20 protein-coding genes are annotated in these 21085 nt (G+C 74.2%); 13 read left to right on the forward strand and 7 right to left on the reverse strand.

Translation table 11 applies throughout. The features are described from left to right. Window positions 1-18 precede the first annotated feature (18 nt). Window positions 19-3741, reverse strand: a complete 3723-nt coding sequence (locus ACFVVL_RS15435) for a HAMP domain-containing protein (protein WP_387675252.1) — start codon at window positions 3739-3741, stop codon at window positions 19-21. On the opposite strand from ACFVVL_RS15435, the gene ACFVVL_RS15440 reads away from it, so the two are divergent. The 3 genes from ACFVVL_RS15440 to ACFVVL_RS15450 all read left to right on the forward strand — a co-directional run bounded on the left by ACFVVL_RS15440 (window position 3740) and on the right by ACFVVL_RS15450 (window position 5765). Next, window positions 3740-4615: a SigB/SigF/SigG family RNA polymerase sigma factor gene (locus ACFVVL_RS15440; protein ID WP_387675255.1), complete on the forward strand. Its 876-nt coding sequence runs from the start codon at window positions 3740-3742 to the stop codon at window positions 4613-4615. The two genes, ACFVVL_RS15435 and ACFVVL_RS15440, sit on opposite strands and share 2 nt — an antisense overlap. A gap of 125 nt (window positions 4616-4740) precedes the next feature. After that, window positions 4741-5136 (forward strand): STAS domain-containing protein, encoded by a 396-nt coding sequence (locus ACFVVL_RS15445; protein WP_380297919.1) that lies wholly within the window; start codon window positions 4741-4743, stop codon window positions 5134-5136. A 146-nt stretch (window positions 5137-5282) separates the two neighbouring features. Beyond that, the gene (locus ACFVVL_RS15450; RefSeq protein WP_380297918.1) at window positions 5283-5765 is read left to right on the forward strand and encodes an ATP-binding protein; all 483 of its coding nucleotides are present in this window, start codon (window positions 5283-5285) and stop codon (window positions 5763-5765) included. Window positions 5766-5806: 41 nt separating this feature from the next. On the opposite strand, the gene ACFVVL_RS15455 is transcribed toward ACFVVL_RS15450, so the two are convergent. Then, the gene (locus tag ACFVVL_RS15455) at window positions 5807-6589 is read right to left on the reverse strand and encodes a hypothetical protein (RefSeq protein WP_387675260.1); all 783 of its coding nucleotides are present in this window, start codon (window positions 6587-6589) and stop codon (window positions 5807-5809) included. A 200-nt stretch (window positions 6590-6789) separates the two neighbouring features. On the opposite strand from ACFVVL_RS15455, the gene ACFVVL_RS15460 reads away from it, so the two are divergent. Continuing rightward, on the forward strand, window positions 6790-7188 hold the full coding sequence (locus ACFVVL_RS15460; protein ID WP_380297914.1) for an SsgA family sporulation/cell division regulator: 399 nt from the start codon (window positions 6790-6792) through the stop codon (window positions 7186-7188). A gap of 28 nt (window positions 7189-7216) precedes the next feature. Here ACFVVL_RS15460 and ACFVVL_RS15465 read toward each other — a convergent pair whose 3' ends face one another. Beyond that, the gene (locus tag ACFVVL_RS15465; protein WP_387675263.1) at window positions 7217-8692 is read right to left on the reverse strand and encodes an aminotransferase class I/II-fold pyridoxal phosphate-dependent enzyme; all 1476 of its coding nucleotides are present in this window, start codon (window positions 8690-8692) and stop codon (window positions 7217-7219) included. A gap of 119 nt (window positions 8693-8811) precedes the next feature. On the opposite strand from ACFVVL_RS15465, the gene ACFVVL_RS15470 reads away from it, so the two are divergent. Next, window positions 8812-9111 (forward strand): WhiB family transcriptional regulator, encoded by a 300-nt coding sequence (locus ACFVVL_RS15470; protein WP_380297912.1) that lies wholly within the window; start codon window positions 8812-8814, stop codon window positions 9109-9111. A gap of 148 nt (window positions 9112-9259) precedes the next feature. Beyond that, entirely contained in the window at window positions 9260-9415 is a 156-nt protein-coding gene (locus ACFVVL_RS15475) for a DUF6131 family protein (protein ID WP_380297911.1), read from the forward strand. Between the two features lie 77 nt (window positions 9416-9492). Here ACFVVL_RS15475 and ACFVVL_RS15480 read toward each other — a convergent pair whose 3' ends face one another. Continuing rightward, on the reverse strand, window positions 9493-11262 hold the full coding sequence (locus tag ACFVVL_RS15480; RefSeq protein ID WP_380298467.1) for an oleate hydratase: 1770 nt from the start codon (window positions 11260-11262) through the stop codon (window positions 9493-9495). Between the two features lie 341 nt (window positions 11263-11603). Between ACFVVL_RS15480 and ACFVVL_RS15485 the strand changes: the two genes are divergently transcribed. Together ACFVVL_RS15485 and ACFVVL_RS15490 are read left to right on the forward strand one after the other, a co-directional pair. Next, on the forward strand, window positions 11604-11867 hold the full coding sequence (locus ACFVVL_RS15485) for a hypothetical protein (protein ID WP_380298469.1): 264 nt from the start codon (window positions 11604-11606) through the stop codon (window positions 11865-11867). Between the two features lie 167 nt (window positions 11868-12034). Further along, the gene (locus tag ACFVVL_RS15490; protein ID WP_387675268.1) at window positions 12035-13396 is read left to right on the forward strand and encodes an erythromycin esterase family protein; all 1362 of its coding nucleotides are present in this window, start codon (window positions 12035-12037) and stop codon (window positions 13394-13396) included. 71 nt (window positions 13397-13467) lie between these two features. Here the strand turns inward: ACFVVL_RS15490 and ACFVVL_RS15495 are convergent, their stop codons facing one another. Continuing rightward, the gene (locus ACFVVL_RS15495) at window positions 13468-14661 is read right to left on the reverse strand and encodes an FAD-dependent monooxygenase (RefSeq protein ID WP_387675271.1); all 1194 of its coding nucleotides are present in this window, start codon (window positions 14659-14661) and stop codon (window positions 13468-13470) included. 122 nt (window positions 14662-14783) lie between these two features. On the opposite strand from ACFVVL_RS15495, the gene ACFVVL_RS15500 reads away from it, so the two are divergent. The 4 genes from ACFVVL_RS15500 to ACFVVL_RS15515 all read left to right on the forward strand — a co-directional run bounded on the left by ACFVVL_RS15500 (window position 14784) and on the right by ACFVVL_RS15515 (window position 18692). Beyond that, window positions 14784-15509, forward strand: a complete 726-nt coding sequence (locus tag ACFVVL_RS15500; RefSeq protein ID WP_387675274.1) for a TetR/AcrR family transcriptional regulator C-terminal domain-containing protein — start codon at window positions 14784-14786, stop codon at window positions 15507-15509. Then, window positions 15506-16324, forward strand: a complete 819-nt coding sequence (locus ACFVVL_RS15505) for an adenosylcobinamide amidohydrolase (protein WP_387675277.1) — start codon at window positions 15506-15508, stop codon at window positions 16322-16324. Before ACFVVL_RS15500 ends, ACFVVL_RS15505 begins: the two co-directional genes overlap by 4 nt. A gap of 98 nt (window positions 16325-16422) precedes the next feature. Then, window positions 16423-17154: a TetR family transcriptional regulator gene (locus tag ACFVVL_RS15510; RefSeq protein ID WP_380297138.1), complete on the forward strand. Its 732-nt coding sequence runs from the start codon at window positions 16423-16425 to the stop codon at window positions 17152-17154. Continuing rightward, window positions 17151-18692, forward strand: a complete 1542-nt coding sequence (locus ACFVVL_RS15515; RefSeq protein ID WP_387675280.1) for an FAD-dependent monooxygenase — start codon at window positions 17151-17153, stop codon at window positions 18690-18692. The genes ACFVVL_RS15510 and ACFVVL_RS15515 overlap by 4 nt, the downstream gene beginning before the upstream one ends. A 7-nt stretch (window positions 18693-18699) precedes the next feature. On the opposite strand, the gene ACFVVL_RS15520 is transcribed toward ACFVVL_RS15515, so the two are convergent. Both ACFVVL_RS15520 and ACFVVL_RS15525 read right to left on the reverse strand, forming a co-directional pair. After that, window positions 18700-19254 carry an EF-hand domain-containing protein gene (locus ACFVVL_RS15520; RefSeq protein ID WP_387675283.1) on the reverse strand — a complete coding sequence of 185 codons (555 nt, stop codon included), beginning with the start codon at window positions 19252-19254 and terminating at the stop codon, window positions 18700-18702. Between the two features lie 157 nt (window positions 19255-19411). Further along, window positions 19412-20296, reverse strand: coding sequence for an NAD-dependent protein deacetylase (locus tag ACFVVL_RS15525; RefSeq protein ID WP_387675286.1), 885 nt, complete (start codon window positions 20294-20296; stop codon window positions 19412-19414). 214 nt (window positions 20297-20510) lie between these two features. Here ACFVVL_RS15525 and ACFVVL_RS15530 point away from each other — a divergent pair, with 214 nt between their 5' ends. Further along, complete coding sequence (locus ACFVVL_RS15530; RefSeq protein WP_380297132.1) at window positions 20511-21008, forward strand: phosphoribosyltransferase; 498 nt, start codon at window positions 20511-20513, stop codon at window positions 21006-21008. The last annotated feature ends 77 nt before the right edge of the window (window positions 21009-21085 follow it).

A 21085-nucleotide genomic window follows, 5' to 3' on the forward strand; every position in this document is an offset into this window, starting at 1 on the left:
CGGGGCCGGTGGCGGGGGCTACCGGGAGAGGTGGTGCTTGATCCGGGCCATCACCTCGGCCGGCTCGACCGGCTTGGTGATGTAGTCGCTGGCCCCCGAGGCCAGGCTCTTCTCCCGGTCGCCGATCATGGCCTTCGCGGTCACGGCGATGATCGGCAGCCCCTCGTGCTCGGGCATCGCGCGGATCGCCGCAGTGGCCGTGTACCCGTCCATCTCGGGCATCATCACGTCCATCAGGATGACGTCGATCCCCGGGTGGGCGGCCAGCGCCTCCAGCGCCGCCCGGCCGTTCTCCGCCTGGAGCACCCGCAGGCCGTGCAGTTCCAGGATGCTGGTGAGCGCGTAGAGGTTGCGGTCGTCGTCGTCGACCACCAGCGCGGTGCGGCCGGCCAGCACCGGGTCGGCCTGCGGGCTCCAGGAGGTGTCGCGCTCGGCGCCGCGCACCAGCGGCAGCACCGCCCCGGGCCGGTCGGCGCTCATGTGCAGCGCGACGCGCTCGCGCAGCTCGTCCAGGCTGGACAGGAACTCCAGCGGGCGGCCGGCGTCCCGGCGCACGGTGTGCTCGTCCTGGGCGCCGACGCCCCGGTTGTGGTGCGCCAGCACGGGGACGGCGTGCAGCGCCGGGTCGCGCTCCATCTCCTCCAGGAGCCTCGGGGCGGTGCCGTCGGGCAGGTCGAGCTCCAGGACGACGCAGTGGCACGCGGAGGTGGCCAGCGCGGTGGCGGCCTCCTGGGCGCCGACCGCGGTGACGATCTCCACCTGGCGCTGCGCACCGGCGTAGCGGGCCAGGTCGGCCACGGCGTTCTCCGCCACCAGCGACAGCAGGCCGTTGGGGCGCCCCTCCACCACGAGCAGCCGGCGCGGTCCGTCGGCGGCCGGCCGGCCGCCGCGCTCCTCGTCCCCGGCCGGCTCCGGGGCGCCGGCCAGGGCCCTGCGCGCACCGCCGTCGGCGCCGGCCGCCGCCCCGGGCCGGGCGGCGGGGAGGTAGAGGGTGAAGGTGCTGCCCCGGCCGAGGGTGCTCTCGACGGTGATCGCGCCGCCGAGCAGGTAGGCGATCTCGCGGCTGATCGACAGGCCGAGACCGGTGCCGCCGTACTTGCGGCTGGTGGTGCCGTCGGCCTGCTGGAAGGCGCCGAACACGGTCTCCAGGTGCTGCGGTGCGATGCCGATGCCGGTGTCGCTCACCCGGAAGGCGAGCACCGCGCCGCCGTCGCGCCGCATGCCGTCCGGGAGTTCGGCCGCGGCGGCCGGTTCGATCCGCAGCTCGATCCGGCCCTGCTCGGTGAACTTGACCGCGTTGGACAGCAGGTTGCGCAGCACCTGGCGCAACCGGTAGTCGTCGGTGGCGAGTTCGGCGGGCACGCCGTCGACCGTCTGGACGGCGAAGGCGAGGTTCTTCTGCCCGGTCATCGGGCGGAAGGTGGCCTCGACGTAGTCGAGCAGCGCGCGCAGCGGCACGGCCTCGACGTTGACGTCCATCTTGCCCGCCTCGACCTTGGACAGGTCGAGGATGTCGTTGATCAGCTGGAGCAGGTCGGAGCCGGCCGAGTGGATGATGCCGGCGTACTCGACCTGCTTGGCGGTCAGGTTGCGGGTGGGGTTCTGGGCGAGCAGCTGGGCCAGGATGAGCAGGCTGTTGAGCGGGGTGCGCAGCTCGTGGCTCATGTTGGCCAGGAACTCCGACTTGTACGTCGAGGCGAGCGAGACCTGGTGGGCGCGGTCCTCCAGCTCCTGGCGGGCCTGCTCGATCTGCAGGTTCTTGGCCTCGATGTCGCGGTTCTGCGCGGCGAGCAGCTCGGCCTTCTCCTCCAGCTCCGCGTTGGAGGCCTGGAGCTCCTCCTGGCGTGCCTGCAACTCCTCGGAGCGGGCCTGGAGTTCGGCGGTCAGCCGCTGGGACTCGCCGAGCAGTTCGTCGGTCCTGGCGTTGGCGATGATGGTGTTGACGTTGACGCCGATGGTCTCCATCAGCTGGTCGAGGAAGTCCCGGTGGACCTGGGTGAACGGCTGGACGGAGGCCAGTTCGATGACGCCGAGGACCTGCTCCTCGACCACGATCGGCAGCACCACCAGGGACAGCGAGCCGGTGCGGCCGAGCCCGGAGGAGGCGGCCAGGTAGCCGGCCGGCAGCGAGTCGACGGTGATCGTCCGCCGGCTGCGCGCCGCCTGGCCGACGAACGACTCGCCCAGCCGGAAGCGGGTGGGGCGCTCGCCGTCGGGGAACGCGTAGGAGCCGACGAGCTGCAGCACCGTCCCCTCGGGGCCCTCCTCGGCGAGGTAGAAGGCGCCGCACTGCGCGGCGACCAGCGGGGCGAGCTCGTCCATCACGGACTCGGCGACGACCACGAGGTCGCGCCGGCCCTGCATCAGCGCCGAGAAGCGGGCGAGGTTGGTCTTCAGCCAGTCCTGCTCCTCGTTGGCGCGGGTGGTCTCGCGCAGCGACTGGACCATGAAGTTGACGTTGTCCTTGAGGTCGGCGACCTCGCCGGAGGCGTCCACGGTGATCGAGCGGGTGAGGTCGCCGGCCGCGACGGCGCTGGTGACCTCGGCGATCGCGCGGACCTGCCGGGTGAGGTTGCCGGCCAGGCGGTTGACGTTCTCGGTCAGCCGCTTCCACGTCCCGGAGACGCCCTCCACCTGGGCCTGGCCGCCGAGCCGGCCCTCGGAGCCGACCTCGCGGGCCACCCGGGTCACCTCGTCGGCGAAGGAGCTGAGCTGGTCGACCATCGTGTTGATGGTCTCCTTCAGCTCCAGGATCTCGCCGCGCGCGTTGACGGTGATCTTCTGCGACAGGTCGCCGCCGGCCACCGCCGTGGCCACCTGGGCGATCGCCCGGACCTGGCCGGTGAGGTTGCCGGCCATGAAGTTCACCGAGTCGGTGAGGTCGCGCCAGGTCCCGGAGACGCCCTTCACGTCGGCCTGGCCGCCGAGGATGCCCTCGGTGCCGACCTCGCGGGCCACCCGGGTCACCTCGCCGGCGAACGCGGACAGCTGGTCGACCATCGTGTTGACGGTGTTCTTCAGCTCCAGGATCTCGCCCCGGGCGTCGACGGTGATCGTCTGCGAGAGGTCGCCCTTGGCCACCGCGGTGGCCACCTGGGCGATGTCGCGGACCTGGGTGGTGAGGTTGCCCGCCATCGCGTTGACCGAGTCGGTGAGGTCCGCCCAGGAGCCGGAGACGCCGTCCACCTGGGCCTGGCCGCCGAGCCGGCCCTCGGTGCCGACCTCCCGGGCGACCCGGGTCACCTCGGAGGTGAACCGGGACAGCTGGTCCACCATGCCGTTGAACACCGTGGCGATCTCGCCCAGCAGGCCGTCGGCGTCGTCCGGCAGTTCGGTGCCGAAGTCGCCGTCGCGCACCGCGGTCAGTCCGGCGAGGAGCAGCCTCAGCTCGGGCTCGCCCACGCGCGCGCTGTCGGGCCCTCGGTCCGGTTCGGGCTGGGGCCCCCGCGGGGGTCCTTGGAAGGTCGTGGGGCCGGCCATCGAACGCTCGCCTCCGATCCTGGACGCCGCGAGCACGGGCCGTCGGACCGGTCCCCGGGCGTGGTGTGTACCGCCCCGGAGGCTACCCCAGCCCTTACCCGCGGTTGAAAACTGTTGATGCCCGAGGCAACCTTTCCAGGGTCCCGCCCTTCCGGACACCGCCGGCCGTCTCCATGAAACCTTCACAGACGGCAACTGCATCCTTTTCCGCGTCCGGGGTAGCGGGGCAGAGCCGTACCGACACGACGGAAGGATTCCCATGGTGGCCCCCACCGGTGAACTGCTCGCCTCCGCCGCTGCTTCGACCGCGACCGGACTACGGGACCTGCTGCCGCCCGAGCTGGCGGTGGTCGAGGACCCCCGGGAAGTGGCGCCCGCGGACGCCCGGGAACTGACCAAGGTGCTGCTGCGCCGTCTGGCGACCCTGGAGGAGGGCACCCGGGAGTATTCCTACGTCCGCTCCACGCTGGTCGAGATGAACCTCTCGCTGGTACGGTTCGCGATCCGCCGCTTCGACTCGCACCGCGAACCGAAGGAGGACCTCCTCCAGGTCGGCGCGCTCGGGCTGATCAAGGCGATCGACCGCTTCGACCCCGAGCTCGGTGTGGAGTTCACCACGTTCGCGCTGCCGACCGTCCTCGGCGAGATCCGGCGGCACTTCCGGGACACCACCTGGGCCGTGCACGTCCCGCGCCGCCTCCAGGAACTGCGCATCACGCTGGCCAGGGCCCAGGAACGCCTCGCGCAGCGGCTGGACCGCGCGCCGACCGTGGCCGAGCTGGCCGAGCACCTCGGGATTCCCCCCGAGGAGGTGGTCGAGGGCCTGACCGCGGCCAACGCCCACACCGCGGGCTCGCTGGACGGCGGCGGTGGCGACGAGGGCGAGGGCCCCGGCCCGCTGGGCGACCACCTCGGCGAGGACGACCGCGAACTCGCCCTGGTCGAGGACCTGGTCGCGCTCAAGCCGCTGATCGCCACGCTGCCCGAACGGGAGCGGCTGATCCTGTCCATGCGCTTCTGCGAGGACATGACGCAGTCCCAGATCGGCGCCCGGCTCGGCCTGTCGCAGATGCACGTCTCCCGGCTCCTCAGCCGGACGCTTCGACATCTGCGCCAGGGCCTGGAGGCCGCCTGAGCGTGCCACGCGGTGCGCGCGGTGCGGCTCACCGGGGCGCGAGGGCCCCGTACGACCACCCCTCACTTGGCCGACGGGCGTGACCTCCGTAAGGTCGGAAGGCACGGACATGGAGGGGAACGACGATGATGCCATCCGACAACGACCGGGGAGAGACTGTGCTGGCGGCCTCCCAACCCCGTCCCGAGCTGGTGGTGGAAACCCGCTCCGGGCCCGACGGGGCGATGGTCTGCACACTGGCCGGGGACCTCGACGTCGAGACGCTGGCGCCGGCCGCCGAGGCCCTCGCGGACCTGGTCGCCCAGCGGCCCGCGGCCGTGGTGGTCGACCTGCACGGCGTGGGCTTCTGCGACTCCTCGGGGTTGAACGTCCTGCTGCGCACCCGCCTCGCGGCGGAGCGGGAGGGACTGGAGCTGCGGCTCGCCGCCGTTCCGGCCACGGTGATGCGGGTCCTCGACCTGACCGGGGCGCGAACGGTCTTCGCCATTCACGAGTCGGTCGACGCGGCCCTGGCGGGATGAGCCGGGGCCCGGGCCGACTCGGCCGGCACGCCGGATCCGGACGGGCGCCCACGGGGCGCCGTCCGGATCCGGTGGCAGGCATAATTCCGGAACCGCCGGGAAACCGACCATGCGGAAACGCCGTCGATCCGAAAGGGTGCCCTCCAATGACGCTGAGCCGGGGAACCCTGGACGGAGAACCCCAGCAGGCCCGACCCGTGACGCCGCCGGGCGGCCAACGCAGGCGGCTGACGCTGGCCGGACTCCCCAAGCCGGTCGCCCACGCCAGGACCTTCACCGTCCGGGCGCTCGCGGACTGGTTCCCGCCCGCCGCCGTGCCCGGGCCCCGCGACGAGGCCGCCGAGGACGTGGTGCTGCTGGCGGCGGAGTTGGTCGCCAACGCGATGCTGCACGGTGACGGCCCGCTGGAGATGGTCCTGGAGATCACCGGCGCCCGGCTGCGGGTCGAGGTCAGCGACCGCAGCCCGGTCATGCCCACCCCGCGACGGCCGCACGACCCGTCGATGCCCGGCGGGCACGGCCTGTTCATCGTGGAGCGCACGGCCGACCGTTGGGGCGCGGAGCCGCACAGCCAGGGCAAGACGATCTGGGCCGAGGTCGACGCCGCGCGGCTGCGGCGCGGCGACTGACCGCGCCCGGGGCGCCGGCCCGCCGCCCGTCGCTCCTCCGGCTACAGCCCCTCGACCGCGCGGGCGTCGCCGGTCAGGGCGTAGCGGCGGCAGGCCAGCAGTTCGTCACAGGTGCTGCCGATCTCCTCGCCGAGCAGGTGCAGCACCGTCTCGGCGTCGTGGTCCGAGACGTAGCCCGGCGCCACGCGCAGGGCCAGCAGGCCCAGCTCCCGGTAGCCGCCCCGCAGCCGCTTCTGGACGCCCAGCCCCTCGGCGACCACGGTGCGCCAGGCCTCCACCTCGATGCCGTCGGGCCCGGGGACGCTGCGCAGGTCGGCGGGCGGGACGTCCGGGCTCTCCCGGAGCTCGGCGACGGCGTCGGCGACGGCGGCGGCCACCCGGGCGGGCTCCCGGGGCTCCCCGCCGGCCTCCGCGCGCAGCCGGCCCAGGCGCTCGGCGAGCAGGTCGGCCAGTTCGGCCAGCCGGCCGCGCAGGTCCACCACCGCCCCCACGTCCAGCACCGCCCAGGTGTCCCAGGCGTGGGCGAGCGAGGGCCCGGCCTCACGGGCCACGGTCTCCTCGATCACCGCGGCGGTGGCCGCGAGGTCGAGCAGGCGGTAGGCCGTGGGCCGTGGGACACCGAGTTCGGCCATGGCGTAGGCGTCCCACGAGGGATGCCCCAGCACCGCCCAGGCCCGGCCCCGGTGCGCGGCGCGCACCCGCCGGGTCAGTACCAGCGCGGCGGTGCGGGGCTCCGCCACCGCCGCCCGCAGCTCGTCCGTCACCCGCCGCGCGTCGGCCCGGTCGACCGCGGCGTCCACCTCACGGTTGCGCGTGTCTTCCATACGCCTTCCTTGCCCGCTGCGCGGCGGGCGAATCGTGCGGTACCGGGGCGTACCCTCCGTTACCGGCCGGCTCCGCCCGGGCCGCCGGGGTTCGCCTGCCCGCCGGGTGGCACACGTGCCGATTCCGTGGCATGACCGGGGCCCGCCGGGGCAGACGGTGCCCACAACGTTCCGGGACGGTTCGAGGGAGGGCGAGGTCGATGTCGGAGAAGGTGGCGGCACAGCTGAGGATGCGTCTGATCACCGGTGAGGCGCAGGGGCGGGACCTGGACGTCGAGTGCCGCTACGAGAGCGCCGATCCGTTCGCCGTCCACCTGGACTTCGGCGCCGAGGAGGGGGCCGTCTGGGTGGTGGCCCGCGACCTGCTCGCGGCCGGGCTGCGCGGCCCGGTGGGCGAGGGCGACGTCCACATCGAGCCCAGCGGCACCGGCGAGCACGTGTTCATTGCCCTGGGCGGCCTGTCCGGGGTGGCGCTGCTGAACGCCCCCACGCGCCCGCTGGCCCGCTTCCTGCGGGCGACCGGCCGGGCGGTGCCGGTCGGCTCGGAGTCCGGCCGCATCGACTGGGACCGCTGCATCAGCGACCTGCTCTCCGCCTGAGGCGCCCCCCGGGCGGAGAGCCGCCGGGTCAGCGCCCGCCGTTCCCGGCGGTCACCCGCAGGCTCTCCAGCGCGGGGTCCGCCGAGTCCGGCACCAGCATCCCGGCGGCCCGCCCGCTGCGCAGGTACTCCACGACGTCCTCGTCGAGCCGCTCGCCGGGCAGGGCGGCCGGGATCCCCGGCGGGTAGGGCGTGAGCATCTCGGCGGCGATCCGGCCCGGCGCCTTCCCGATCGGCACCTGCTCGGTCGGGCCGAAGAACGCGTCGCGCGGCAGCAGGACCTGCTCCAGGCGCAGCCGGCCGGGCCCGGGCACGTGGACCTCCGGGGCGGGCCGCAGGTCGGCCGCCGCCGCGACGAGTTCGCAGAGCCCGGCGAGCAGGGCGTCGGCGGTGGCGGCGTCGTCGGCGTGGGTCAGCTGGGCGCTGATCCGGCGGTGGTCGCACAGGTGCAGGCTCAGCTGGTGGTGCGAGCGCAGCCAGTCCCCGGCCCGGTAGCCGGTGGTGCCGAGGGCGGAGATGTCGACGATCACCTGGAGGGGATCGAGGTCGGCGGCGAGCCCCTCTCCGCAGAAGTCCTCCCGCCCGTGCACGTGCGGGCCGTCCAGCGCCGCGATCCGCGCGCGGACCTCGCCGGCGAGGTCGAGCGCCCGGTCGTAGAGGGCGCGCCCGTGCTGGACCATCTGGCGGCGCCAGCCGTCCAGGGCCGCGTGGACCAGGGTGGAGGGACTGGTGGTGCCGAGCAGGTCCTCGCGCTGCTTGAGGACCGCCGGGTCGACCAGGTCCCCGCGCAGGTGGAAGACCGAGCTCTGCTCCAGCGCCGAGCCCATCTTGTGGACGGAGGTGACGCAGACGTCCGCGCCCGCGTCCATCGCCCAGGTGGGCAGCCGGGGGTGGAAGGGCAGGTGGGCGCCCCACGCCTCGTCGACGATCAGCGGCCGGCCCGCCGCGTGGCACACCTCGGCGACGGCCGCGAGGTCGGCGCACGTCCCGTAGGGGGTGGGGGAGGTGACCAGGGCGCCGCGGGCGTCCGGGTGCTCGGCGAACGCGGCGCGGAAGGACGCCGCGGACGGCGGGTGCGCCAGGTGCCGCTCCGCGTCCCACTGCGGGTCCACCCAGACCGGGCGGATCCCGGCGAGGACGAGGCCGGCGACCACGGACTTGTGGGCGTCCCGGCCGACCAGCAGCTCCTCGTGCGGGCCCGCGACGGCGAGCATCGCGGACTTCACGGACAGCGAGCTGCCGCAGGTGGAGAAGAACGTGCGGTCGGCGCCGACGGCCTCGGCCATCAGGGCCTGCGCGTGCTCCAGGATGCCGCGCGAGGCGGTGCGGTCGTCCAGACCGCCGGTGGCGAGCACGTCCGAGCGGAAGACGTCCGCGCCGAGCGTGGCCAGGGTGCGCGGATCGGCGCCGCGGCCCTGTTTGTGGCCGGGCGGCGCGAAGGTGGTGAGCGGATTGGCGTGGTGGGCCGCGAGGGCCTCCAGCACGGGTGCCTGCGACTGGTCCATGGTCCGGCGGCTGCCCCGCCGCTCCGGCCGGAAACCCGCCGCCGCCCGGCATGAAGCCCGGGATCGGGGTTAGACGGCGGGCGACACCGACCACCGTCCCGCGCCAGGAAAGGGCCGCCGTGACCGACATCTCCCGCCTTCCCGGAGCCGTTGAGCAGCACTGGAACTGGCAGCTGGAGGGAGCCTGCCGCACCGTCGACAGCAGCATCTTCTTCCACCCGGTCAACGAGCGCGGCGCCGCCGCGAAGGAACGCGAGCAGCACGCCAAGTCGGTCTGCGCGCGCTGCCCGGTGCGGGTGCCGTGCCGCCGGTACGCGCTCGCCACCCGGGAGCCGTACGGAGTGTGGGGCGGGCTGACGGAGGAGGACCGGCGTGCGCTGTTCACCGACGCCTCGGCGCCGGGCGGCCGGCGCGCGTAGCGCGGCCCCGGGACGTTGCCGGACCGCGCGTGCCGACCGGGTTTGCCCGCCGGGAAGGGTGGTACACGCAGCGCCGGGGCCCGGCCGGAGAGCGGCAGGTCACCGGCCCTCCGAGGCCCCGCCCGTCCGCATCCACCGGGAGGCATCCGTGATCGTCCTCGGCGTCATACTGCTCATCATCGGCTTCGTCACCGGCATCTCGGTGCTGTGGACCATCGGCATCGTCCTCGTCCTGATCGGCCTCGTGCTGTGGGTCGCCGGTGCCCTCGGCCACGCCGTCGGCGGACGACGCCACTACTACTGACCGCCGCCCGCGGCACGGACCCGGCGGGTTCGCGGACCACTCCCGGTCCGCGGACCCGCCGGGTCCGTGGTGCGCCGCTACCGTCCTTCGTCGATCAGCCCGAACTCCTCCAGCAGCGCGCCGACCTCCGTCGCCTCCATCCGGTGGAGCAGCCGCTTGCGCAGGAACTCCGGGCCGGGCAGGCTCAGTTCGGCGCCGTCGCGCAGCCGGCTGGTCGCCGCGAGCAGCTTGCGCACGTCGTAGGTCGAGTTGAACACCTCGGGCACCCCGCGCTCGACGTCCAGCAGCCGGTAGGCGGCCTCCATGCCGGTGCGCACCGAGTACTCGGTGGTGAAGATGCAGTCCCGCCCGGTCTCCGCGAACTGGCCGATGAACGCGAAGTTCACCGCGCCGTCCGGCACCACCTGCGGCCGGTCGCCGGCCTTGCGCGGCAGGAAGAACGAGGTGACGTAGGGCATCATCACCGGCACGCAGCGCGCGGCCCCGGCGGCCAGCTCGGGGATCTCCGCCTCGGGGACGCCCAGGTGGTACAGCCACTCCTGGGTGATCTCCTCGCCGGTGCAGTCCTGCATCGGCTTGCGGACGAAGTCGCCCGGCCGGTCGACGAACAGCGAGTACAGCCAGACCACGATCTGGTCGGCCGGCTGCTGCTTGAAGTGCGGCTGGCGGTTGACCGTCCAGCTCAGCAGCCAGGAGGAGTCCCGGGCGGTGACGATGCCGCCGGTGACCACGCCGCCGCTGAACGGGTCGCGCTTGGCGACCTGCTGGATGTAGCGGGGGATGCGCGGGTCCAGGGTGGTGACGGTGGCCGACTCCCACTTGCTCTGCGGGATGTTGCCGCAGAACACCTCGGGGTGGCCGAACTCCGGGTCCTTGGCGGCGATCCGCCGCCACAGGTCCCAGGCCGGGGCCGGGCCCTCGTTCAGCCGGGCCGGGGTGTGCTGGTCGCCGTTGTCGGAGTTCTCGGTGAGCGAGCCGATGGTGGTGAACACCAGGTCGTCCTCGCCGAGTTCGACGCCGCCGGGCTTGCCGGCCTCGGTCCAGTGGATCCGGGTGGCCCGCTTGTGCCCGGGCGTGAGGTCGAAGTCGATGTCGGTGACCTCGGTCTCGTAGCGGAAGGTCACGCCCTGGTCCATCAGCCAGCGGGTCAGCGGCAGCACCATCGACTCGTACTGGTTGTACTTGGTGAACTTCAGCGCGGAGAGGTCCGGCAGGCCGCCGACGTGGTGGACGAAGCGGTGCAGGTAGAGCTTCATCTCCAGGGCGCCGTGCCACTCCTCGAAGGCGAACATGGTCCGCCAGTACAGCCAGAAGTTGCTGTCCAGGAAGTCGCGGCCGAAGACCTCGTCGATCCGCTTGCCCTCGACCTCCTCGCGGGTGGCGAGGAAGATCCGCACCAGGTCCTTCTGCGCCCGGTCGTTCAGCGCGAACAGGCCGTCGGTGCGGGCGTCCCTGCCCCGCTGCTCGGTGACCCGCTGGAGGGAGAAGTTCGGGTCGTCCTTGTTCAGCCAGTAGAACTCGTCGAGCACCGAGGCACCCTCGACCTCCAGCGAGGGCACCGAGCGGAAGAGGTCCCACAGGCACTCCATGTGGTCCTCCAGCTCCCGGCCGCCGCGCACCACGAAGCCCTTCTCCGGCTCCTTGATGCCGTCCAGCGCGCCACCGGGCAGCCGCAGCCGCTCCAGGACGGTGATCCGCTCGCCGGGCATCTGCGCATCGCGTACCAGGAACGCCGCACCCGCGAGCGACGCCAGCCCCGCGCCGACGAACCAGGCGCTCGCCCGGTCGGCCCGCTCGGGCTTGCGCGGCCTGGCGAACGCTTCGTAGTTCCCGCTGCTCCAGTACACGTGCACTCCTTCGATCGGTGAACAGCCGCCCGCGCGCCGGGGCGGACCTCGCCCACGCTCGCCAACGGTCCCTGCGACGGCAACGCGGCTGGACCGAACGGGTGACACCCCGCCGGCCGGCCACCGCGTGCCGTGATCACCACACTGCTCCCGGACGGGGGAGCGGCGGATCGGACCACCGGGACCCGATCGAGGACCGGAGGTCCCGGGCCGGTCGGGCGCTTGGTCCCGGTTTCGGCCGTTGTGCCGCGGGGCAGGGCCGGGTGCCCCCGTGGCGGCCGAGGGCCCACGAACAGCCCACCCGGGGTGTCCCTGCGGCCGGGGCGGACGATCCTCGTGCCATGGCCTCGATCGTCGTGCTCTACGAGCTGGAACCCGCCCGGGCGCTCGGCCCCGACGGGGTCGAGCCCGCCGTGGCGGCCGTGCACGCCGCCGGGGCGGACCCGGACGTGCCGGAGGACCCGCTGCCGCGCACCCTGTGCGGGCGCGACACCGCGGACATGGAGCACGCGCACTTCCGGCCGGGGCTGGGCGAGCCGTGGTACCCGCCGGCGCTCGCCGAGCAGCGTTGCCGGGAGTGCGAACGGGCGCTGCGGGCCCGGTAACGGACGGCGGGCCCCCGCCGGGCGGGGGGCCGGCCACCGAATCCGGCCGGGGGGCTTCCCCCAGGGAAGTCGGAGGCCGTCCCCAGCGCGCCGCCGCCGTCGCCACCGTGATGATCAACTCACCGGGGAGTTCCCCGGGACCTACGAGTCGAGGAGTGGTCGGAGCGATGGCAGCGAGCAAGCGGATCGGGCGGCGGGGACTGCTGGCGGCGACGGCGGCCGTGGCGGCCGTGGCCGTGCTGGCCCCGGTGACGGCGGTCGCCGCCCCGGCGGAGACGGCGGTCACGGCGGACAGCCGGGCGGCGGCGGCCGTCCGCGCCCTGGACCGAGTGGCCCAGCCGCTGCGGACCACCGAACCCGGCGGCCGCACCACCGACCTCCGCGCACTGGCCACGATGATCGGCGACGCCCGGGTGGTCGGCCTCGGCGAGGCGACCCACGGCTCCCACGAGTTCTTCGCGATGAAGCAGCGGCTCTTCCGCCACCTCGTCGAGGAGAAGGGCTTCACGACCTTCGCCCTGGAGACGAGCTGGACCAGCGGACTGCTGATCGACGCGTACGTCCAGGGCGGCCCCGGCGACGCGCGGCAGATCGTCAAGGACGCCCTGGGCGGCAGCCCCTGGGAGCGGGAGGAGTTCGCCGACCTGATCTCCTGGATGCGCGCGTACAACCGCAGCCACCCGCAGCGCCCGGTCCACTTCCTGGGCGACGACATCGGCGCGCCGAAGCTCGGCGACGCCGTCTTCGAGCGGGTCGTCTCCTACGTCCGGCAGGCCAGGCCGGACGCCGTGCCGCAGCTCGACGGGCTCTACGCCGGCCTGCGGCCCCTGGACGACATCATCGCCCACCTCGGCCGGCCGCTCGCCGAGCGCCGGGAGAACGCCGCCCGGGCCCAGCAGGCGCTCGACCTGGTCACCGCGAGCGGCACCCCCGGCGACGACGCGTACGAGTGGGCGGTGCAGCACGCCCGCAACATCGCCCAGACCTTCGCCTTCGCCACCCTCGACATGGCCGACCCGAACTCCGTCTCCGCCGCGGAGCAGCTGCGCGACCGGGCCATGGCCGACAACACCGCCTGGTGGCAGCGCCGCACCGGCGGCAAGGTCCTGCTGTCGGCGCACAACGGGCACGCCGGGTACCTCTCCAGCGATCCCTTCCTCTACCCCGAGCCGCAGGGCTCCCACCTGCGCGACGCCTACGGCAGCGGCTACGTGGCCATCGGCTTCACCTTCGACCGCGGGTCCTTCCTCACCAACGACGCGGTGCTGACCGGTGGCTGGAAGTCCGTCACGGTTCCGCCGGCCACACCGGACATGAACGAGTACACCCTCGACCGGGTCCGCCACCGCGACTACTACGTCGACCTGCGCACCGTGCCCGAGGCGGCCCGCGAGTGGCTGGACGTCAGCCGCCCCACCTACGACGCCGGCTCGGTGTTCATCAGCGACCCGATGCCGCGGCTCGCCGTCGGCCGGGCCTACGACGTGCTCATCCACCTCAACGAGGTGCACGCGGCCCGCAAGCTCTGACCGGCCGCCCGGCGGGGCGCGGCGCCGCGCCCCGCCGGGCCGGGCGGCGGAACGCGGAGGCCGCGGGGGGATCAGGCCCCCCGGGCGCCGGACAGCTCGGCCGGGTAGTCCGGCAGGTCGAGGCCGCTGATCCGCTTGCCCAGCTCCAGCATCCTGTTCAGCACCCAGCGGCGGTTCAGCAGCCCGTTGCGCACCCGCAGCCCGGTCGCGGTGCCGGGCGCCAGGAACGGGCCGGTGCGGTCGCCGCCCTTCTGGCAGCCCCGGGCGTACCCGCGCAGGATCCGCTCGTAGCGGGCGAAGGCGGTGCGGTGGTCGCCGCGGGCCCGGGCCAGCTCGCCGGCCAGGACGTACGCCGCCACCACGGCGGTCCCGGTGCCCATCCCGCCGATGGTGGCCCCGCAGGCGGCGTCGCCCAGCAGGGCGATCCGGCCGGTGGACCAGGCCGGGACGTCGGCCCGGCTGATCGAGTCGAAGTACAGCTCGGGGGCCTGCTCCAGGCTCTCCAGCAGCCGGGGCACCTCCCAGCCGAGGCCCGTGAAGGCGTCCCGGAGCAGGGCCTTCTGCTGCGCCGTGTCGTGGCGGTCGTACCGGAGTTCGGGCGAGGCGAAGAGGAGGAAGGCCCCGGCCCGGGCCGGGTCGCGGTGGTCGGCGCCGACCGAGGCGAGCCGGCCGGGGACGTTCAGGCCGACCGAACCGGGCGGCAGGTCCAGGTAGTTGGGCAGCTGCCAGGTGGCGGCGTAGTAGCCGAGGTGGCGGACGTAGCGCTCCTCCGGGCCGAAGGCGAGCCGGCGGACGTTGGAGTGCAGCCCGTCGGCGCCGATCACGAGGTCGAACGCGCGCGGGGCGCCGTGCCGGAAGGCCACCCGGACGCCGGAGGGGGTCTGCTCCAGGGCGGTGACCGAGTCGCCGAAGAGGTACTCGGTGCGCGGGAGGCTGTGCCGGTGGAGCACCTGGGCGAGCTCCCCGCGCGGGACCTCCACCTCCCCGCCGGCGAAGTCGGCGGGCAGGTGGAGGAGCCGGCGGCCGTGCGGGTCGACGAAGGTCATCGGGCTGCCGCCGGTGCCGAGCGCGCGGAGCTCGTCGAGCACGCCCATCCGCTCCAGCACGGTCAGGTGGGTCGCGCCGCGGAAGTCGACCGGCTGGCCGCCGCCGCGCAGGGCGGGGGCCAGTTCGACGACGGTGGTCTCGAAGCCGTACCGGCCCAGCCAGTGGGCCAGCGCGGGGCCGGCGATGCTCGCGCCCGAGATCAGGACCTTCGTGCTCATGCGGACCGCTCCATCCGGGGTCGCCCTTAACTGTGTCCGATGGACACTGTTCATTGCTGTGTACGGTAGACACAGTTGGCCCGCCCCGCAAGGGGCGGCCGGGGACACCGGACGGAGCGGGAATGGGCGAGGAAGCGAACGCGGCGGTGCGGCTGCTCTGGGGGCCGCCCGCCAGGCCGTCCCGGGGGCCGAAGCCCGCGCTGAGCCTGGCGCGGATCGCCGCGGCGGGCATCGAGATCGCGGACGCCGAGGGCCTGGGCGCCGTCTCGATGCAGAAGGTGGCCGGGCTGCTCGACTTCACCAAGATGTCGCTCTACCGCTATGTGCCCGGGAAGGCGGAGCTGGTCGCGCTGATGGTGGAGGCCGCGGTCGACGAGCCGCCCGCGGCGCTGGACGGTCTCGGCTGGCGGGAGCAGCTCATCGCCTGGGCCAGGCAGTTGGAGTCCTCCTTCAGCCGGCACCCGTGGCTGCTCGACGCCACCGTCGGACCGCGCGTCATGGGCCCCAGGGAACTCGGCTGGCTGGAGGGGGTGGTCGCGGCCCTGGACGGCCACCGGCTGACCGGCCCCGAGCGGATGGACGCCGCCGTACTGCTGGCCGGGCACGTCCGGGGCATCGCCGAGCAGTCCCGCGCGGCGCGCCCGGACAGCCCGCCCGAGGCGGAGTTCCTGGCCCTCCTCGGCCCCCTGGTGCACCGGCACGCCGACCGCTTCCCCGCCCTCGCGGCGGCCCTGACCGCGCAGGACGGCCATGACCAGGCGCTGGACTTCGGCCTGGAGCGCATCCTCGACGGCCTGGAGGCCCTGATCGGGCGGCGCGCCGAGGGCGACCGGAGCGAGAGCCGGTGACCGGGGCGGCGCCGGAGGGCCGGCTGCCCGTCGTGCGGCGCGGCGCGAGGACGGAGGACGGCTCCTGCCGCCACCTGCTGGTGTGGGAGGCCGGCCCGGGGTGGCGGATGGTCAGCAGCGGGGTGCTGGGCGGCGGTATCGGCGAGCGCGGCTGGGTGGTGAACGCCCAGGTCCGGGCCGGCTACGACCGGCTGGATCCGGACCGGCACCTGGCGGAGCTGGCGCGGGCCGAGGGGCTGCGCGGCCCGGGCGTGGGCCTGATGACCGCCGCCGAGGTCGACGACTGCACCTTTGGCGAGGACGGCGGCGCCCTCGCCGTGGTGACGACCGGCATCGGCGTGCCGACCTGGGCCGCCGCGCCGCCCGCCGTGCTGCCCGCCGTGCTGCCCGGCGCCCTGCCCGGGGCCGCCGTGCCCGCTGTTCCGGCGCCCGCCGGGTACGTTCCCGGCACGATCAACATCCTCGCCGTCGTCCCGGCGCCGGTGACCGACGCGGGTCTCGTCAACCTGCTCGCGACCGCGACCGAGGCCAAGGTCCAGGCCCTCCTGGACGCCGGGTACGACTGTTCCGGCACCCCCTCCGACGCGGTCTGCGTGGCCGTTCGCGCGCCCGACGGCGACCAGGAGGCCGATCCCTTCGGCGGCCCGCGCTCCCGGTGGGGCGCCAGGCTGGCCCGCGCCGTCCACCGGGCGGTCGTCGAGGGCGCGCACCGCGATCGCGCACGCCGGGCCCGGGGGGATGCCGCGCCGCACCACCGGCCGGCGGCGGACTGCCTGTGCGCGAACGTCCTCCCGGCCGGCCGCGCGCCCCGCTGAGCCCGGCGGGCCGCTCGGGCGAGGGCGGGCCGGGATCCGAAAAATTTTGCCGCCACGGAAACATTGCCGTGGCGGCAAGTTTTTCCTAGGCTGCTCGCATGGCACCTGCAGACGAGGCCCGCACCGCCGGGCAGCCGGGACTCCGTGAGCGCAAGAAGCGGGAGACCCGGGTCGCCCTCAGCCGGGCGGCGATCAGGCTCTGCGTCCTGCACGGCTGGGACGCGGTGACGGTCGATCAGATCGCGGCCGAGGCCGGCGTCTCCGTCCGCACCTTCCGCAACTACTTCACCGGCAAGGCCGAGGCGATCGCCGCCAGCCACGTGGAGCGGATGCGGGGGGTCGCGGAGGACCTGCTCGCCCGCCCGGCCGGCGAGGCGCTGTGGGACGCGCTGCTGCACGCCGTCCTGGGCCGGTTCGCGCCGCCGGGCGCCGGCGGTCCGGGCGCCTCCGGACCGGTCGACTCCGGTCCGCAGGCCGACCGTTGGCGCGAAGGGGTGCGGCTGATGCTGGCCGAGCCCGCGCTGGCCGGTGAGATCGTCAAAGCCAATGCCGCCGTCCAGCAGGAGCTGGCCGAGGCCGTGGCGCGGCGCACCGGCGCCGACGCCGAGCGCGATGTGCATCCGAAGCTGGTCGCCGCCGTGGTCGCGGCCGCCGGCGCGGTGGCCGTCGAGCACAGCCTGCGCGCCGCGCAACCCGTGCCGCTGGGCGAGCTCCTGACCAGGGTCTTCGAGCAGATCGCCGCCGGCCTGCCCGTTCCGCAGCGGGCGACGGAGACCGATCCGCTCGCGGTGCCACCCGTTCCCGTCCGTACCGAGGAGACATCACCGTGACAGCCGACGTGATCATCGTGGGAGGCGGCCCGAACGGGCTGATGCTGGCCTGCGAACTGAGCCTGGCCGGCCTGCGCCCGATCGTGCTGGAGCAGCTCACGCGGCCCAGCACCGAACCCAAGGCCAACGGCCTGCTCGGCCAGGTGGTGCGCCTGGCCGACCACCGCGGCCTGTACGAACCGTTCGGCGGCAGCCCGGAGCCCCCGCGGCCGAACTCCGCCTACTTCATGTTCGCCGCCATGGGCCTCGACCTCGGCCTGCTGGACGACAGCCCGGTCTTCGGCCTGGCCGCCACCCAGCAGCGCATCGTCGAGGTCCTGGAGGAGCGCGCCCGCAGCCTCGGCGTCGACCTGCGGCGCGGTCACCGGGTCACCGCCGTCGCCCAGGACGAGGAGGCGGTCACCCTCGACGTCACCGGCCCCGACGGCGACCGGCGGCTGCGCGCCCGCTACGTGGCCGGCGCGGACGGCGCGCGCAGCGTGATCCGCAAGCTCTCCGGCATCGGCTTCCCCGGGGTCAGCCACGACCGCCGCACCAACCGCACCGCCCACGCCACCGTCCCGGCCGACTGGGTCGACCCGGTCAGCGGGGCCCTCACCGTCCCCGGTCACGGACCGGTCCTGCCCTTCCTACCGCTGCGCACCGAACGGGGCGGCTTCTCCTACGCGCCGCTGCCGGGCGGCCCGCCGCTGGTGAGCACCACCGAGTGGGACCAGGCCGCGACGGACGAGCCGATGACGCTGGCCGAGCTGGCGGCGAGCGTCCGCCGGGTCCTCGGCGTCGATCTGCCGCTCGGCCCGCCGGAGGGCGCGGGCCCCCACGTGCTGCGACGGCTGACCGGCGGCAACACCCGGGTCGCCGACCGGTTCCGCGACCGCCGGGTCTTCCTGGTCGGCGACGCCGCCCACGTCTACACCGCGGGCGGCGGCCCCGGGCTGAACCTCGGCCTGCAGGACGCCGCCAACCTCGGCTGGAAGCTCGCCGCCGCGCTGCGCGACACCGCCCCGCCCGGCCTGCTCGACAGCTACGACACCGAGCGCCGTCGGGCCGCCCGCCGGATGGTGCTCAACGCCGAGGCGCAGTCCGCGCTCACCGCGCCGGGCAGCGACATCACCGCCCTGCGCGAACTCTTCACCGAGCTGCTCACCCGCAAGGAGGTCGTCCAGCACCTCGCCGACCTCACCGCGGGCACGGACGTGCGCTACGACATGGGCCTCACCGATCCCCACCCCGCGGTCGGCCGCTTCGCACCGGAGCTGGAACTGACTACCTCCGCCGGAACCTCAAGGCTGGCGGAACTCGCCCGTACCGCACGCCCGTTGCTGATCGATCTGACCGAGGACCGGTCGCCTTCGGCGGAACTGGCGAAGGCCCCGGACGCCGTCGACGCCGTCCTCGCGAGCGGCGGCCCGGCCGGCCTCACCGGCCTGCTGGTCCGTCCCGACGGCTACGTCGCCTGGGCCTGCGGCTCGCCCCGCCCGGGCCCGGCCGAACTCGCCGGTCTGCGGGCGGCCGTGGAGCGCTGGTTCACGGCCTGAGCGGGATTCAGGCCTCCGGCCGGATGGGGCCGATCAGCCAGTTCCCCGGGGCGTTCTCGTCGGCGCTCAGGTAGAACTCGGTGATGGCCGTACGGAATTCCTCGTGACTGATCGACCCGTCGCCGTTCCGGTCGAGCCGCCGGAAGGCGTCCCCCGAGTGCTCGGGCGGGATTCCCAGGGCGCTGTACATGCGCACGTACTCGTCCTTGCTCAGCACGCCGTCCCGGTTGGTGTCCAGCGCGCGCATCAGGGCGTCCGCGATCGCCAGCACCGCCTTCTCGAAGTGCTCCGGGGCGGTGACGTTCGCCTCCATCACGGCGAGGAACTCCGCGCGGTCGATCCTCCCGTCCCCGTCGGCGTCCCCGTGCGCCAGCAGCACCCGCCACCACTCCCCGAAGGCCTCCCGCATCGCCGAGGCGTTCTCCTGGTCGTCCTCCGCGGCCAGCGCGGCGAAGAGCTCGCCCATCGCCCGGAGATCGTCCTGCGTGAGCATGCCGTCGCCGCCCTGGTCGAACCAGTCGAAGAGCATGGTGAACTTCTGGTTCCTCACTTCGGCCGGCATGTCCTGCTCCCTCGCTCGCGCCCGGTGACGGGGCACGCCGCCCCGTCCGGACTCCGACGCACGCTAGGGAGCGGAGGAGTGGTGGGGCAACGATCGGGAGCGGAAACCACACCTTCGACGGAACGGTGTCACCCGGGGGACGGGCCGGGCGATCGGCTCAGTGGGCGCCGAGCAGCCGGGCGGCCTCGGTGAGGGCCGGCCCCAGCGGGAGGTCGAGGCGGAGGGCGGCGAGGTCGTCGCCGCGGGTGGGGCCCTGGTTGACGATGGCGACGGGCAGTCGCGCGCGGGCGGCGCGGCGCACGAAGCGCAGGCCGGAGAGGACGGTGAGCGAGGAACCGAGGACCACCAGGGAGCCGGCGGCGTCGACCAGGTCGTAGCAGTGCTCGACCCGGGCGGCGGGCACGTTCTCGCCGAAGAACACCACGTCGGGCTTGAGCACGCCGCCGCAGTCCGCGCACGGTGCGACGCGGAAGCCGTCCACCAGCTCGGGCGGCAGCTGGGCGTCACCGTCGGGGCGCAGCACGGCGTCGGGCCTGCGGAATCCCCGGTTCAACTCCTCCAGGCGCCCGTCGAGTTCGGACCGTGGGCTGATGCGGCGGCAGTCGAGGCAGACGACCCGGTCGAGTCCGCCGTGCAGCTCCACCGCCCCGTGGGTGCCCGCCGCGTGGTGGAGTCCGTCGACGTTCTGGGTGATGACCGCCCCGATGTGCCCCGAGCGGCGCAGCAGCTCCACGGCGCGGTGCCCGGCGTTCGGGCGGGCCCGGGCGAAGGCGGGCCAGCCGGTGTGGCTGCGCGCCCAGTAGCGGCGGCGGGCGGCCTCGCCGCCGGTGAACTCCTGGTAGGTCATCGGCGTTCCGGTGCGGCGGAGGCCGGTGGCACCCCGGTAGTCGGGGATGCCGGACTCGGTGGACAGTCCCGCTCCGCTGAGCACCACCACGCCGCGCCGCTCCAGCATCCCCACCAGTCCCGCGAGGTCCGCGAGCTCCGGGAGCTCCGCGGAGCCGGCGGGGTGTTCCGGGGCACGGGCGTCCGAGGCTTCCATACCGCCGAGGGTAACGCCGCCGGGCGGAGACCGCGCCGGGGCGGTCCGACGGGGCAGGACGAAAGAATCTTCGTCCCCGTACGGTGGGACACCCTCATTTCAGGCGGTCGCGGCCGAAGAATTTCCTGTGGTCGTGGGGGCCGGTCCGGGCCGGAGGGCCGTGCCGTCCGGTGCGGTGTTCGTCCACGGGCCGATGACCGTGGAGAATGTGCGGGTGAGCGATGTACGTGAAGTCCTGGATTATCCGACGTTCGGTCGGGCGGTGCGCGAACTGGCGCAGGCGGTGGCGGATGACGGGTTCGAGCCCGATCTCATCCTGAGCATCGCCCGTGGCGGGGTGTTCGTGGCCGGGGGTCTGGCCTACGCGCTGGACTGCAAGAACATTCACCTGGTGAATGTCGAGTTCTACACGGGGGTGGGCACGACCCTCGACATGCCCGTGATGCTGGCGCCCGTTCCCGAGGCGATCGATTTCACCGACAAGAAGGTCCTGATCGCCGACGACGTCGCCGACACGGGAAAGACCCTGAAGCTGGTGCGCGACTTCTGCCTCGGCCACGTCGCCGACGTGCGTTCGGCCGTCATCTACGAGAAGTCGCACAGCCTCGTGCAGTGCGAGTACGTGTGGAAGCGGACCGACGACTGGATCAACTTCCCGTGGTCCACCGAGGCGCCGGTCGTCCGGCGCGCGGGCGGCGTCCTCGACGCCTGACCCGGGCCGGACCCGCAGCAGCCGGACCCGCAGCGACCGGACCCGCAGCAGCCGGTCCGGGGCACCCGCCCCGGACC

This window comes from Kitasatospora sp. NPDC058115 (assembly GCF_042884635.1).
Classification (GTDB): domain Bacteria; phylum Actinomycetota; class Actinomycetes; order Streptomycetales; family Streptomycetaceae; genus Kitasatospora.